Here is a 14,367-nt window from a genome sequence, read left to right as displayed (position 1 = left end):
GCCCCTTCGCTCAGAGGCGGAGCTCCATAAAGACGCTGTTCGGATCGAGCGCGTAGCCGGCAAATGGCGGGCACTCAGTGAAACCGTTGCGGGCGTAGAGCCGCCGGGCAGGGGCGAAATACTCCTCGGTTCCTGTCTCAAGGAAGACGCGCCCGTAGTTCCGGCGTCGGGCTTCGTCCAGGATGTGTGTGAGCAGGAGGGTGGCGACGCCGCGCCCGCGCGCACTTGCCGTGGTGCGCATGGACTTGATTTCACCGTGATTGGCCGTGCCGTGCGGCGAATCGAGGAGTTTGAGCGCCCCGCATCCCAGGAGTTCGCCCTCCTCGCGTGCCGTCCAAAACGTGATCAACGTTCCGGAAAGTGCTGCGTGGTCCAGGGCGTGCACGCTTTCGGCCGGGGAGGTGGCGAACATGTCTGCCAGGTGCTCGCTGAGGAGTAGGTGGACATCGGAGCGCGAGGGGTCATCGTGGGCAATGTGAATCATCGCTTCAAATTTAGCCGGTCCACCGAAGCATCCGGAACCCCATGAATCAGCCCGCGAAAGCCGATGGTTCCACCGGGTCGCCTCGTGAACGGGCGTCAATCGAAGTAAATTTTGTCCATTGAAAGGCTAAATACCCCGGAGGGGCCATACGATGGGCACGTCTCATCACTCAAAATTTTCGGGGGAAACACCATGAGCTATCCGCAATACCCGCAGCAACAGACGCCGCAGCAGACCTTGCAGGGCGGCGAGCCGCCGCTTTGGGCACCGTACTACGGTGCGCCGTTGCCGGCAGCCGTCAAGCGGTTCTTCAAGAAGTACGCCACGTTCTCAGGACGGGCCAGCCGGAGCGAATTCTGGTGGTGGGCCCTTGTTTCCTTTGCCGTGAGCATTGTCCTGAACATCATCACCGGCGTGACGACGCCCGCGAGCCTGGACAGCGCGCCAGCCCTGGGCGCCGGAAGCATTATTGCCGTGCTTTGGGGCCTGGCCACCCTGGTCCCGTCCTTGGCGCTCCTTGTTCGCCGCCTGCACGACGGCGGCTTCAGCGGCCTTTTGGCTCTCCTCCTGCTGGTGCCGTTCCTGGGCGCCCTGGCTGTGCTGGTCCTGACGATCCTGCCGTCCAAGCCGGAAGGCCAGAAGTACGACCAGCCTGCGGGGGTTTAGCCCGCAACCCGGCCGGTAGTATGCGCGGCTGACTTACCACCACAGAAGGGCCCGTTCCTGTGAACGGGCCCTTCTGTGTTGCTCCGCTATTCCTCCGCGTTCCGGCCGCACCCGAGTGCCTGGCGGGGTGGGGCGCTCAGGTTTCGTCCAGAAAAGTCCGGAAGACTGGAAAGTTGCGGGCCTGGCGCCTGCCATCAGATTTATGTCAACAGACGAGGCCGGTTCCTGCCTTGGTTTAGCCGAAGCGTGGATCCGGCAAGACGAAAGCCCCGGAGGTTATGTGACGTTGCTCATTGGTGGAACCGTGGAGACGGCCGCCCGGCAGACTACCGTGCGCCAAAGGCTGGACGGCCTGGATGTCCTCCGCGGGGCCGCCGTTGGCGCCGTTCTCCTGGGGCATTCCTGGCCCGGGGTCTTCCAGGGTGCCGGCATCGTCGGGGTGATTGTGTTCTTTGTGCTGAGCGGCTACCTGATCACCGGCGTGCTGATGAGGGACATCGAGCGGCACCGCAAAGTCCGCTACGGGCGCTTTTATGCGCACCGGGCCTTTCGCCTGCTGCCGGCCCTCATCGCATTCCTGGGCGTCTATGCCATCGTGGAACTGGCCGCTGACGTCCTCGGGGACCGGTCCAAGGGAATCATCGGCTATACGCTGCTTGCCGGTTTCGGCTACCTGAAAGACCTGCCGCTGCCGTTCGATGTCAGCATGGCCATCGGGCCGCTCTGGACGCTGGCGGTGGAAGAGCAGTTCTACCTGATCTGGCCGGCGCTGCTGGTGCTCGCCCTGCGGAAGAACCGGCAAGGACGGCTGGTTGGCTGGTCTGCCGCCGTCGTTGTGTCACTGATGACGGCGAGCGTCCTCGCGATGCTGATTCTTGCCCCGCACCTCCATTCGCTGGTTTATGCACTGCCGACCACGTGGGGACTGGCGCTGATCATCGGTTCGGCCCTGCGCCTGTACCGGGTCCGGATGTTCAGCTGGTTCTCCGGCGCCAGGATCAGGCGCGCTGCCCTGCCTGGTGCCGCTGCGGTCCTTGCCTCGCTGATGTTCTTTCCCAAAGCCAACGAGACTCCCGCATTCTTCTTCCTTGGCGGCCCGCTGGCCATGGCTGCGGCCGCTGTGCTGGTGGTCCTGGCCGCCTCCCGGTCAGGCAGGATGCCGCAGTGGACGCGGCCGTTGCAGCTGCTGGGAACGGTCTCCTACGCGGCATACCTCTGGAATTATCCGGTCATTCTGTGGCTCAACCACGGATCGACTGCCGACCTGCCGCCGCTCGTGGCTGTGTCCGCGATCCTGCTGACGCTGCTGCTGGCAGTGGTCAGCTGGCACACGGTCGAGAGGCTAGGCCGGATGGGACGGGAACGTTTCGACAAGTACTGCGGCGGCTAGGGGCTGGTGAGACCGGTCGAAGGCTTGGGCGAGGCGTTGGCTTCATCGGCCACGGCTGCCTGCCTCCGGCTGGCCAGCAGGAACGGAATGGCCAGCATCTCGATGACGCCGCCGATGGCCAGGGAGGCGGGGTAGCCGTACAGATCAGCTCCGCGGCCGAGCAGCGGCTGCACCACCACACCGCCGCTTGATCCCATGAGTGAATCGAAGCTGAGGACCGTCGCCCGCTGCTTCGACGGGATCATGTCGTTGATGTAGGCCTGCCGCACAGGTGCTGCCGCGGAGCCGATCAGCGCCCACACAGTCAGCAGCACCAGGGCCAGCCAGAACACGTTGGTAAACCCGAGCGCGAAGAGTATCAAAGCGCCCAGCATGCCACTGACGATCAGCAACGACGTGCGCTTGCGGAACAGGCCGCGGGCATAGGGGGCGAGCCAGCCGCCGATCACCTGCGCGACGGCGACGATTGCCGCTGCCAGCCCCGCCACGGAGTACGCATGAGGGTCGCCGAAAAGCTCCAGCAGGTAAGGCTGCAGGGCGTAGAAGACGTAGATTCCGACGCCGGCGCTGAACGGCGCGGCCAGCATCACGTATCGCACGGGGGGATTTTTCAGACCGCCTTCGATGGACGCGGTAAGAACGGCCCGCGTCGCCCGGAGAGGATGCGTGGAGCGTTCCGGGGTAAACCCGACATCGCGCATGAGTCCAAAAGCCACGCCGAACATCGCAAGCAGCACGCCCACTCGCAGCAGGAACGGCACGCCCAGGTTGGTGGCCTGGGCGATCACCCCGCCGGCCGTCGAGCCGATGAACATGGCCGCCCCCGCCACCATCAGCCCGCGCCCGAACACTGCCTCCAGGCCGCCGTCGTAGCCTGAGAACCGCAAGGCATCCACCAGCCAGGCCTCGACCGCTCCGGAGAAGAACGTAAAGCCCAGGCCGAGCAGGACCGACACGACTGCCCAGGCCCAGAACGGGGCGGAAACCTGCCAGAGGACGTAGTAAAAGTAGGTTGAAACGGCGAGGGTCACGGTCCCGAGCAGGAACGATGCGCGGCGGCCCCAACCGTCGGCCACCACTCCGGTGGGTACCTCGAACAGCACCATGCCGACTGTGAAGAAGGCGTTGGCGGCGAAGGCCTCGAAGTTGCTGAGGCCGGCGTCCAGCAGGAACAGTGTGTTGACCCCCCAGATGAAGGAAGCCGCAAGGGTATTGCCCAGCGTCAGGGTGAGATAGATGCGCTGGATTTTTCGGGCGGCAGGGTTCATCGTTTCGCCGTCCCCACTACGGCGAGTTAGGACCACGAGGCCATTCTCGTCCTGTTCTGCGCCGTGTGCCAGAGCGCCGGGCAGCCGGCACGTCGGTGGGCAGGGTGGACCGGTCCCGCGCTACGCTTCGTGGCTCGTCGGAATGTCCTGCGAAGCTGCCCATTCGCCCACGTCCCGGCGTTCAATGGCAGCCGCCATCAAGTCCGGAAAGAGGTCCGGCGTGCAGGCGAAGGCAGGGACGCCGATCCCGGCAAGGGCTGCAGCGTGGTTCGAGTCGAACGACGGATGGCCACTGTCACTCAACGCCAGGAGCGCGATCATGGTGGTGCCCGACCCAACGATCGTGGCCGCCCGCCGCAGCATCTCCTCCGCAATCCCGCCCTCGTAGAGGTCGCTGATCAGCACCAGGATCGTCTCGGCAGGCTGGGTGATCTGGTCCTGGCAGTACGCCAGGGCACGGTTGATGTCGGTGCCGCCGCCGAGCTGCACGCCAAAAAGCACATCAACGGGATCGTCCAGCTCGTCCGTCAGGTCAACCACCTCGGTGTCGAACACCACCAGCCGGGTGCGCACCGACCGCAGCGAGCTGAGCACCGCCCCGAACACGCTGGAATACACCACGGACGCGGCCATCGAACCCGACTGGTCGATGCACAGGATGATCTCCCGCTGGATCTCGGTGCTGCGCCGGGCATGGCCCACCAGCCGCTCCGGCACGATCGTCCGGTATTCGGGCTGGTAGTGCCTGAGGTTGGCGGCTATCGTCCTGTTCCAGTCAATGTCCCGGTGCCGGGGCCTTCGCGTCCGGGCCGCCCGGTTCAACGCTCCCGAGACGGCCTGCACCGTCCTGGCCCGCAGGCGTTCCTCCAGTTCGTTGGTCACCTGGCGGATGACAGCCCTCGCCGTCTCGCGTGAATGCTCGGGGATCACCCGGCCGAGGCCCACCAGCGTACTGACGAGGCCGACGTCGGGCTGTACAGTGCGCAGCATCTCCGGCTCAAGCAGCAACTGCCGCAGCCCGAGCCGGTCCATGGCGTCCGCCTGCATCACCTGAACCACCGTGGAGGGAAAATAGCCGCGGATGTCACCGAGCCAGCGGGCCACCAGCGGACTGGACGCGCCGAGGCCACCGCGGCCGTTCTTCTCCGCCCCGTACAGTTCCTCCAGTGCCTGGTCGCGGCGCGCGTCATCGGCGGAGAGCTCCACGCTGCGGCCGTCCGCCGTCGTGATGCCGTCCGCATCCTGCCCGCCGAGCACGAGGCGCCAGCGGCCCAGCCGTCCGCCGCGGTTGCCGCCATCAGGGTCCGTGTCCGTCACGCGATCGCCTCCCATCCGAGGTAGCGGGCCATGGCACGGACCGCGGGGCCCGCGGCTGCCAGGTCCAGTGCTGCTTCGCTGGCTGTCTGGACGATGCCGCCCATGCGGCTCACCTGCTCGCCGATTTCCCGCCGCTCCGGCCGGCTGAACGCCGAAAATGTCCTGCGCAGGAGCGGCAGCACGTCGTCGAAGACGTCGCCGTCCACGCCGGCGACCCAGTCGTCAACGATCTGCAACAGGCGCGGGTCGTAGATGAGCAGCGTTGCGTCGCCGGAGAGGAGTCCGTCCAGCCAGGCAGCCGCTTCCCGTGCCGGGGTGGCGACTGAGAGCCGGCGGCTGAGCCTGGCCGCGGCGTCGTTCCCGTCCAGCAGGCCCGCGTCCAGGAGCAGCCTGGTGGCCCGGCCTGCCACCGCTCCATGGATCCGGTCCGAACCTGCGACGGCGGCGAGCGCCCGGTGCCAGTCGTCCAGCGGCATGTCGGGCAGCAGGGACAGGCCCTGCTGGGCGGAGTCGACGGCGCGCCGCATGGCGGCGGCGGCCTCGTCGTCAAGCCCGGCGCAGGCCGTGGGCAGTCCCACGCAGGCCCGGACCACCGTTGTGTCCAGAATTTTCCGGACCCCGGTGACGTCAACACCGCGCACGTTGCCGTACCGGCAGGTCCGGGCAAGGGGCGCAATGGTTTCCAGCAGCGGCGCGGCGTCCTGCTGCAGGGCGGTGCGCTCGGCAAGTACCTGCACGACGCCGCCAATGCCGTCCGGCAGGTCGGCGAGCAGGCAGCCGGCGAGCAGGTTGCTGAGCTCGGTCAGGCTGCCGGCGTCCTGGGCGCGTTCGGAGACGTAGGCCGCGGCGGCCGAGGCCACCGTGGTGCCGTAGCGGCTGGCCTCCACCACCGCTATGGCCAGTTCCGGCTGCCACAGGAGTGTCCATACTTCCTTGAAGGTTCCTGTGGTCCGTCCTGTTTCGGTCTGGATTCCCCACTCGACGCCGAGCAGTGCCAGCCGGTGGAGCAGGACCGAGCGGGCCAGCTGGTTCGGCTTGCGCAGGTCGAGGGTGAGCACTTCCTCCATGGCGCTTGGTTTCCAGCGGAGCCTGCGCTGGGTGGCGGCGAGGTCGGCCGCCAGCGGGAGGGTCGGTGCGGACTCCGGCACGGTCCCCAGTTCGAGTCCGACCGTTAGTTCGCGGTGCACCAGGGCCAGCGGCAAGGGTGAACCGTCGCACAGCACGGCCTGGGCGGCGTCGTCCAGTTCTGCCAGTCCGGGGCTGGGCCGCCCGCGGACGGCGGCCAGGGCATTCGCCATCCGGCTTGCCTCGACGCCGGAGGCCGTTGAGGCGTCGAGGTTCTCGCGGCGCAGGGCGTGGGCTACCCGGACCAGCCAGGTGGTGGACACCTCCGTGCCCGGATCCTGCGCCATCCAGTGCGTGAAGAGATGCTGGTACCAGCCGGGCGCCGTGACGCCGGCCCCGTACCCGCTGCGCCGGCTGAGCCGGTCAGAGGTCCACGGCACCCACGTGACGGCGACCTTGGCCTTTGGCAGACCGGCGAGCACCTTGTTGTCGGCTGCCACAGGCGGAAAACCGGCGGGCACCAGCGCAGGGGAGTGGTAGGCGCCGCACACCACGGCGATCCGCGCGTGCCCCTCCCGCATGGCGGCCCGGACCAGGCGCCGCATCGAGGCCTCCCGGCGGTTGTTCTCCATCACGTCGGGATGGTGGTCCGGCCTGCTGTCGGCCGCGCGGATCTCCGCAATGGCTTCGGTGAGCGCCGCGAACCGGTCAACGGGGTCCGTGTTCCGGTGCTCGACGGCGTCCTCCCACCACCGTTCGGCGTCGCTGTACCCGGCGGCGTCAGCCAGCATCGCAATCGCGTCCGGGCGGTAAGCCTGCTGGGGTTGCGCCGGAGGTTCCGGGCCCTCGGTGGAGGGGCCGCCGTCGGCCGCCGTGTCCTCCCCGTCACCGTTCGACGGCGGCCCGGCGGCTTCATCCGCCAGGCGCAGCGCGAAGGTGTGCGCCGCCGGGAGGTCGATGGCCCGCACCTGGGCGCCGGTGGACAGCGCCCAGCGGATCGCCACCCATTCGGGCGAGAAGGCCGCCATCGGGTAGAAGGAAGCCAGCCGGGGTTCATCGGCCGCGTAGATCAGTCCGGCGACGGGTGGCACCATGTCCGGATCGGACAGCAGTGGGATCACCTGGTCAAGTTCCGGCGGACCTTCGACCAGCACCAGATCAGGGCGGAGGCTGGCCAGTGCTTCGGCGACCGAGTGCGCCGAACCGGGGCCGTGGTGCCGGATCCCGAGGACGTGGACGTCTGTCATGGTTCAGTTGTCATCGGGTCAGTTCGACGATTCGAGGTCGCGGCAGGCCCGGTACAGGTCCTTCCACTCCGGCCGGTTCCGGACCACGGTTTCCAGGTATTCCTGCCAGATGACCCGGTCCTGCACAGGATCCTTGACCACCGCGCCCACCAGGCTGGCCGCCACGTCCTGGGCCCGGACGGTTCCGTCACCGAAGTGGGCGGCGAGGGAAAGCCCGTTGGTCATCACCGAGATGGCCTCGGCGGTGGAGAGTGTTGCGGAGGGTGACTTGATGGTGGTGCGCTGGTCCTGGGTCGCGCCGGCGCGCAGTTCCCGCATGACTGTGACCACGCGGCGGACCTCGGAGAGCGCGGCCAGGTCGGCCGGAAGCTCCAGGGCGGCGCCGAGGCTGCGGACGCGGCCGGTGACGATCTCCACCTCCTGCTCGATGCTGTCAGGCAGGGGCAGCACCACAGTGTTGAAGCGGCGGCGCAGCGCCGAGGACAGATCGTTGACGCCCTTGTCGCGGTTGTTGGCCGTCGCGATGATGTTGAAGCCCTTCCGCGCCTGCACTTCCTCGTTGAGTTCGGGGATGGGAAGGGTTTTCTCGCTGAGGATCGTGATCAGGGAATCCTGCACATCGGAGGGGATCCTGGTGAGTTCTTCCACCCGGACCAGGCTTCCGGTTTCCATCGCGCGCATCACCGGTCCGGGGACCATGGCCGCCCGGGACGGGCCGTCGGCGAGCAGCCGCGCGTAGTTCCAGCCGTACCGCAGCGCCTCTTCCGGCGTGCCGGCAGTCCCTTGCACCACGAGGGTGGAGGAGCCCGAAACGGCCGCGGCCAGGTGCTCGCCCAGCCAGGTTTTCGCGGTGCCCGGCACGCCAAGCAGCAGCAGGGCCCGGTCTGTGGCCAGGGACGCGACGGCGATTTCCACCAGCCGTTCCGAACCCAGGTATTTCGGGGTGATCTGCACCCCGTCCGGCAGCGTGCCGCCGAGGACGTAGGTGGTCACCGCCCAGGGAGAGAGCCGCCAGCTGGGCGGCCGGGGCCGGTCGTCGACGGCGGCCAGTGCGCTGAGCTCGTCGGCGTAGGCGTTCTCGGCGTGGGCGCGAAGAACGTCTGTGCCGGTCTGGGCATCGGTCATTGAAAGGCCTCCGTCAGGGATTGTCGGAATGATTGGTATTGCACGGCATCACGAAGCACGCGGCGGCGGGCCGCGTCGTCGTCTGAACGCTCCAGCAGCCGCCGGGCCTGTCCGGCCGCCTCCGGCGGGAGCGCCGCCGGAAGGATGTCGGCCAGCAGGGCTGCCAGCTGGCCGCCGTTCTTAGCTGCGATCTGCCCGAGCACGGCGTCAGCCAGGCCTGGTCCCCAGGGCTGTGGAAGGTCACGCAGCGGTGCGGCCAGCGCGAACGGGTTCGACGTACCGGCCCTGATGTGCCGGACGAGCGTGTCCTCACGCTCGTCCGGGGGCAGGATGTTAAGCAGCCGCAGGTCTGTGCGGACCTCCAGCAGCGCACGCACCCAGTCAAGGTCGGCCCGCTGTGCGGCCGTGGTGAGGATGGTTTCGAGGACGCGGGTCTCGCCCTTGAGGAGTGCCACTGTCGCTGCCGGGCCGCGGCCGGACACCGCCGTCCAGACATCGAGCGGGGCGCCGCGGACGACGGCGTCGAGCCGGCCCAGGCGGTCGGGTTCGCCAGTGCGCGGGTCCGGAGCGATCCCGTCCCGCAGGGCGGCCGCGTCGGGTCCGGGCGGGAGATCGATCTCGAACTGCTTACGCAGCACGCCCTTGACGCGGAGCAGCGGTAGCAGCCGTGCCGCCATGCGTCCGGCGCGGGCACTGGCCGGGAGCCGGTCCAGCAGGCCCGCAGCGACCTCCCGGACGGTCTTGGCCTTGTCGTCCAGGGCCCGCTCGAGCAGCTCTTCATCGTCGTCGTGGAGGTTTGTGGCGAAGGTGGCCAGGTGGGCGGCGCGCTCCCGGGCGGCGAGGCTGTCCCAATGCGTGACCAGTTGACCGCGGGCGGCGGCGGGGTCAAAGCGGCGGAGCCGCTCCAGTTCCGTGCCGGCGTCGGCGCCCGTCAACTCGGCCCAGTCCGCCGCCTTGGCTGGCCGGGCACCCGAGGCCACCGCTTTGATGTCCTGAAGCCAGCGGCCCCTCGTTCCGATGGCGGGGTGCAGGTGCTGTGCCACGCCGGGTTTGCTGTCTGCCAGGGACAGCAGCAGGGGCAGCAGCCGGTGCGGCACCCGCCGTCCGTACACGCCGGCGGCCTGGAGCCAGTCCGCCACCAGCTGGCTGCGGAGCTCCAGCCCGACGGGCGGCTGGGTGAGCAGCAGATCCAGCAGCCTGGACGCCTCACCGGACGCCTCGGGCGCATCGTCCGGCGGCGCGGGCTCAGGCAAGTCCGCCGCATCCAGGGTGCTGCACGCACGCGCGGCGCGGGTGACGGCGTCGGCCAGGGCCGCCTGGTCCAGCAGCGACTCCTCACTGGGCCGGCCCTCCGGCGGACGGACACCCAGTTGCACAGGCGGCGGCGGTGCCGGGTGCCGGGCGGTGCCAACAAGCGCCGCCGTTCGAAGGTCCGACAGCCACGTCATGGCGTCACCACCGCTCCACCGACGACGGCGGACAACGGCCGTACGCGGCCCTCTTCCAGCTCTCCGAACAGGTCCACCGCGTGGCCGCCGGTCAGGGCCAGCAGGGAGTCCAGTGGTGCATCGACCAGGGGGAGGGCGTTCCCGGATGCGTCCCGCAGCCAGCCGTCGTCGCCGGGGGAAACCCGGACCCCGGCGAGCAGCACCGGGTGGCGCCCACGCCACGGGGAAAGGGCCACGGCAGCCGATTCGGCTTCCAGAGCCTGCGGAATGCTGCCGCCCTCGCCAAGGCTGGTTGCCGTCCCCAGCGGGGCCACGGGACTGGTGAACATGGCCCGCCGGGGTCCGGAGCCCGGGTACCGTGCGACGGTGGCGTCCAGCAGCGCGCCCGCGAGCTGCGGGGTGGCCAGCGACTCGCTCTGGGCGGCAAAGTCGAGGACGACGACGACCGTTCCGTCGGGTGCGCGAAGCCAGGTCCGCTGCTGCTGGAGCCGTCCGTCGTCGCTGCGGTGGGCGCCCAGCACCAGCCACGGACCGGGCAGGGCCTCCGTGCCCTGGACGTCCGCCGTCGGAACCGCCCAGCCAATGGCCACCCGGAGATCGGCCAGCTCGTCCGGCGTCAGCGTGTCCTTCATGCGCCAGGCCTTGGTGACGGCCCACCAGCGGCCGGCCCGAAGGAGCAGGTGGTCGGCCCAGTCGGTCCGGGCGTGCACGTCCGAACCCATGGCGCGCACCTGTTCGGCCAGACCCGGAAGCTGCGCATCAACCAGCCGGGCCGCCACACCGGCCCACCAGGAATACGGCTGGGTGCGGGCAGCCGCCAGGCCCGTCCGCACCAGATCCGTCAGCCAGCGGGCAAAGTCGTCCATCCCGGCGTCCATCAGGGCCATCCGGTCGGCCAGCCGCTTGGCCTGTGCCGCCGGATCCGCCGGCTGGTCAGTCCGGCGGCGTTCAAGCACGGTGGCCCGTTCCGCCCGCTGCTCAGCCCATTCCCGGGCGAACGCGGCGGTCTCCGTGCCGGCGACGGCCGCTTCCCCGCGCGACCACAGAAGGAGGAGCGCCAGTGCGTGCTTGCAGGGGAATTTCCGGCTGGGGCAGGAGCACCGGTAGGCAGGGGCTGCAGTGTCCACGCTGACTTGGTAAGGAACCTTGCCGCTGCCCTGGCACTTGCCCCAGACCAGGACGTCGTTGCTGCCGGTATCGGACCAGGGGCCTGGATGTGCCAGCTTACGGGCGGCCGCCAGGGAGGATGCGTCGGGCGCGGCGCCGACCACCCGCTCCTCGCTCCATCGCCCCATGAAGCACATTGTGCCTGAAGTCTCAGGCGGCGCAAAGGGAGGCAACCCGGGGTGAGCCGCAAGTTCTCCACAAGATTGCCTGAAGTGCTCCTCGCGTTGGAGTCTGCAGGTCTGGCCGGACGGGTATACGTGGCCGTCGCCGGTGTGGCTGGTTGCTGCCTACTCCGTCGAAGGCCCCGTGCGCAATGCGGTCCGGAACGCTGAGGGCTTAATTCCAAGGTCTTGCGTGCATGCCTTCAGCTAAGCGAGACTCGTTAGGAACTTAATGCACCGATCAATGGGATTGCACAACAAGACCAACGGTAAAGGACGCAGCGTCGCGTCCCGTCAGCCCAGCGGCAAAGCCGCCGCAGGGTTTGGTCGCGGAGACTTGAGGAGAGCCATGGCTGGCATGTTTGAACTTTATGTGGACCCGGAGTCGTATTTCAGGTTCCGTCTCACAGCGCCGGACGGAACCGTAATGGCCGTTTCCAAGGCTTTCGACACCAAGACCGCCGCGGTTGCCGGCATCGCCGAAGTGCGTGAGTACGCCGGCATGGGACACATCACCGACCTCTGCCCGGCAGCCAGGAAGCCGGCGCAGCAGGATATTCGCGACGTCCCGGTTACCCAGGGCCATGAAGTCCGGCGCATTCCGGCCGCTGACCTTCACGCCCGCGCCAGGCCACTCCGTCAGCCCGCGGTCGGGCCCAGGTGGGCCGGAGCGGTCTAACGCGCCACACGTATTCGTGTCAGGATCAGGTATGCCAGATCGCCTGATGCTGCTCGATACCGCGTCCCTGTACTTTCGCGCCTTCTACGGCCTGCCGGACACCATCCGCCGGCCCGACGGCACTCCGGTGAACGCAGTCCGCGGCCTGCTGGACATGATTGCCAGGCTCACCACCGACTACGGCGCGACCCACCTGATTGCCTGCTGGGACGACGACTGGCGTCCGCAGTGGCGCGTGGATCTCATCCCCACCTACAAGTCGCACCGGGTCGCTGAGGTGGTGGCGGATGCCGCCGACGTCGAGGTTGTCCCCGATGCCCTCGAAGCCCAGATTCCGCTGATCCGGCACGTTCTCGACCTGGCCGGTATCGCCGTCGTCGGCGCTGCCGAACACGAGGCCGACGACGTCGTAGGCACCTACGCCAGCCACGCAGAGCTTCCCGTCGACGTGGTGACCGGGGACCGGGATCTCTTCCAGGTCGTGGACGACGCCCGCCAGGTGCAGGTGATCTACACAGCGCGGGGGATGAGGAACCTCGAAGTCGTGACGGACGCCGTCGTCGTCGGAAAATACCGCGTGTTGCCCGAACAGTACGCCGACTACGCAACGCTCCGGGGCGACGCATCGGACGGGCTGCCCGGCGTCGCCGGCATCGGCGAGAAGACCGCGGCCTCGCTTCTGGGCGAGTACGGCACGCTGGAAAGCCTGCTCGCCGCGGCAGCTGACGGGGAAGGCGGTGTCTCCGCCTCCGTGCGGTCAAAGCTTGCAGCGGCGGCCGACTACCTATCGGTCGCGCCCACTGTGGTGAAGATTGTGCGTGACCTCAGGCTGCCCAGCCTGGAGGAGGCAGGCGCCCGGCTGCACCCCGTAGACGGCGCTGCGCGCGCCGAACTGGAGCGTCTCGCCGTCGAGTGGAATCTCGGCAGCTCAGTCAAGAGGTTGCTCGCTGCGTTAGACCAGCGTTAAAGCTTCCACCGCCTCGTCCACTGCTCCCCAAACGAACGGACCACTTATGCGTGAACTGAATTTCATCAGCACCGGCAAGCTGGAGTGGATAGAACGGATCGACCCGAAGCTGATCACCGGTGATGATGCAATCGTGCGCCCGATCGTTGTGGGCCGCTGCGACGGCGACACGTTGCCGATCCACCATCGTGTCTCGCGGGCCATGCAGGCCGGCCTGAAGACCGGGGTGATCGACGCAGCCGTCGGCAGCATCTGTGGGCCGGTGCCATTCCAGGGACCGTTCGCGATCGGCCACGAAGCGATCGCGGAGGTGGTGGAAACCGGACCGTACGTGAAGAACCTCAAGGTAGGCGACCAGGTAGTGGTGCCTTGGTCTGTCTCGTGCGGGCGGTGCAAGACGTGCCGTCGGGGTTTGACTTCCAAATGCACCACGGCCCGCGACGGCCGCACCCTCGCAGCCTTCGGTTTCGGTCCGGCAAGCGGCCACTACGGGGGGATGGTCTCGGACCTTTTCCGGGTCCCGTACGCCGACCATATGCTGGTCCCGCTTCCCGTTGGGCTCGATCCGCTGCGGGTAGCAGCGGCCAGCGACAACCTTTCCGACGGCTGGCGCACCGTGGTGCCGCATCTGGCGGCCCGGCCCGGCGCGACAGTCCTGGTCTTCGGCGGCGGGGGCAAATCCATCGGCCTGTACGCGGCGGGTCTGGCCGTCGCCCACGGCGCCTCAAGAGTCGATTACGTCGACACCGGCCACCAGCGCCTCGACGTTGCCCATTCCCTCGGGGCCGACGCCCACCAGCGGACCGGTAAGGCAGCCACCCCCGGGGCCGGGTACGACATCGTCGTCGAGGCCTCAAGCACCGGCGCCGGAATCCGCAATGCCATCCGCGCCACCGCACCCGGCGGCATCTGCACAGCAATTGGCTACTACGTCGGCACGAACACCGGAATCCCCCTGATGCACATGTACGCCAACGACGTCACCCTGCACCTGGGCGTCTCCCACCCCCGCGCCATCCTGCCCGAACTCCTGGACTGGGTGCACACCAACAACTTCCCGGCGGAGAAGGTGACCAGCCACCTGGCGGACTTCGACGACGCACCCTCAGCGTATGCCGAACATGCCACGAAACTTGTCCTCCACCGCCCTGCCATCAGTCAGACCAGTCAGAAGGATTAGATCCATTTCGGGGCGACCGGCACCTGTTCCAGTACCTGGTTGTCCCGGGCGGCGGTGACGCCGGTGGTCCCGCGGCCGGTGGCCCATTGGACGAGGGCGGGCAGGGGCCCGGTGATGGTTGTTTGGTTTGCGGCGTTGGTGTCGCCGAGCGCCGGGTCGGTGCCCGTGACTTTGACGAGCAGCCCGATGTCCGTGCCGCGGGC

12 protein-coding genes and 1 pseudogene are annotated in these 14,367 nt (G+C 68.3%); 5 read left to right on the top strand and 8 right to left on the bottom strand.

The features are described 5' to 3' along the window. Nucleotides 1-10 precede the first annotated feature (10 nt). Nucleotides 11-484 (bottom strand): GNAT family N-acetyltransferase, encoded by a 474-nt coding sequence (locus tag J2X42_RS21140; protein ID WP_310167910.1) that lies wholly within the window; start codon nucleotides 482-484, stop codon nucleotides 11-13. Between the two features lie 192 nt (nucleotides 485-676). Here J2X42_RS21140 and J2X42_RS21135 point away from each other — a divergent pair, with 192 nt between their 5' ends. Together J2X42_RS21135 and J2X42_RS21130 are read left to right on the top strand one after the other, a co-directional pair. Continuing rightward, entirely contained in the window at nucleotides 677-1,150 is a 474-nt protein-coding gene (locus tag J2X42_RS21135; RefSeq protein ID WP_310167909.1) for a DUF805 domain-containing protein, read from the top strand. A 280-nt stretch (nucleotides 1,151-1,430) separates the two neighbouring features. Next, nucleotides 1,431-2,540, top strand: coding sequence for an acyltransferase (locus tag J2X42_RS21130; protein ID WP_310167908.1), 1,110 nt, complete (start codon nucleotides 1,431-1,433; stop codon nucleotides 2,538-2,540). On the opposite strand, the gene J2X42_RS21125 is transcribed toward J2X42_RS21130, so the two are convergent. The 6 genes from J2X42_RS21125 to J2X42_RS21100 form a co-directional block, all read right to left on the bottom strand. Continuing rightward, nucleotides 2,537-3,808, bottom strand: coding sequence for an MFS transporter (locus J2X42_RS21125; protein WP_310167977.1), 1,272 nt, complete (start codon nucleotides 3,806-3,808; stop codon nucleotides 2,537-2,539). The genes J2X42_RS21130 and J2X42_RS21125 overlap by 4 nt on opposite strands. A gap of 120 nt (nucleotides 3,809-3,928) precedes the next feature. Then, a complete protein-coding gene (locus tag J2X42_RS21120; protein ID WP_310167907.1) occupies nucleotides 3,929-5,125 on the bottom strand; it encodes a VWA domain-containing protein in 1,197 nt (398 codons plus the stop codon). Further along, complete coding sequence (locus J2X42_RS21115) at nucleotides 5,122-7,437, bottom strand: DUF5682 family protein (protein ID WP_310167906.1); 2,316 nt, start codon at nucleotides 7,435-7,437, stop codon at nucleotides 5,122-5,124. Before J2X42_RS21115 ends, J2X42_RS21120 begins: the two co-directional genes overlap by 4 nt. Before the next feature lie 18 nt (nucleotides 7,438-7,455). Next, on the bottom strand, nucleotides 7,456-8,562 hold the full coding sequence (locus J2X42_RS21110; RefSeq protein ID WP_310167905.1) for an AAA family ATPase: 1,107 nt from the start codon (nucleotides 8,560-8,562) through the stop codon (nucleotides 7,456-7,458). Then, on the bottom strand, nucleotides 8,559-10,010 hold the full coding sequence (locus J2X42_RS21105) for a DUF5691 domain-containing protein (RefSeq protein ID WP_310167904.1): 1,452 nt from the start codon (nucleotides 10,008-10,010) through the stop codon (nucleotides 8,559-8,561). Before J2X42_RS21105 ends, J2X42_RS21110 begins: the two co-directional genes overlap by 4 nt. Next, on the bottom strand, nucleotides 10,007-11,305 hold the full coding sequence (locus J2X42_RS21100; protein WP_310167903.1) for an SWIM zinc finger family protein: 1,299 nt from the start codon (nucleotides 11,303-11,305) through the stop codon (nucleotides 10,007-10,009). The genes J2X42_RS21105 and J2X42_RS21100 overlap by 4 nt, the downstream gene beginning before the upstream one ends. A gap of 382 nt (nucleotides 11,306-11,687) precedes the next feature. Between J2X42_RS21100 and J2X42_RS21095 the strand changes: the two genes are divergently transcribed. From J2X42_RS21095 to J2X42_RS21085, 3 genes are read left to right on the top strand one after another with little or no spacing between them, the layout of a single operon-like run. Continuing rightward, complete coding sequence (locus tag J2X42_RS21095) at nucleotides 11,688-12,017, top strand: DUF1508 domain-containing protein (RefSeq protein ID WP_310167901.1); 330 nt, start codon at nucleotides 11,688-11,690, stop codon at nucleotides 12,015-12,017. A gap of 31 nt (nucleotides 12,018-12,048) precedes the next feature. Further along, nucleotides 12,049-12,984, top strand: coding sequence for a 5'-3' exonuclease (locus J2X42_RS21090; protein ID WP_310167900.1), 936 nt, complete (start codon nucleotides 12,049-12,051; stop codon nucleotides 12,982-12,984). A gap of 46 nt (nucleotides 12,985-13,030) precedes the next feature. After that, nucleotides 13,031-14,164, top strand: a complete 1,134-nt coding sequence (locus tag J2X42_RS21085) for an alcohol dehydrogenase catalytic domain-containing protein (RefSeq protein WP_310167899.1) — start codon at nucleotides 13,031-13,033, stop codon at nucleotides 14,162-14,164. Here the strand turns inward: J2X42_RS21085 and J2X42_RS21080 are convergent. Next, nucleotides 14,161-14,367: pseudogene (locus tag J2X42_RS21080) on the bottom strand (maleylpyruvate isomerase); the annotation flags it as partial. The gene J2X42_RS21085 and the pseudogene J2X42_RS21080 sit on opposite strands and share 4 nt — an antisense overlap.

It is taken from the genome of Arthrobacter sp. BE255 (assembly GCF_031457335.1).
Classification (GTDB): domain Bacteria; phylum Actinomycetota; class Actinomycetes; order Actinomycetales; family Micrococcaceae; genus Arthrobacter.
The sequence above is the reverse complement of the archived record's forward strand: the minus strand, read 5'-3'. Positions and strand labels throughout refer to the sequence as shown.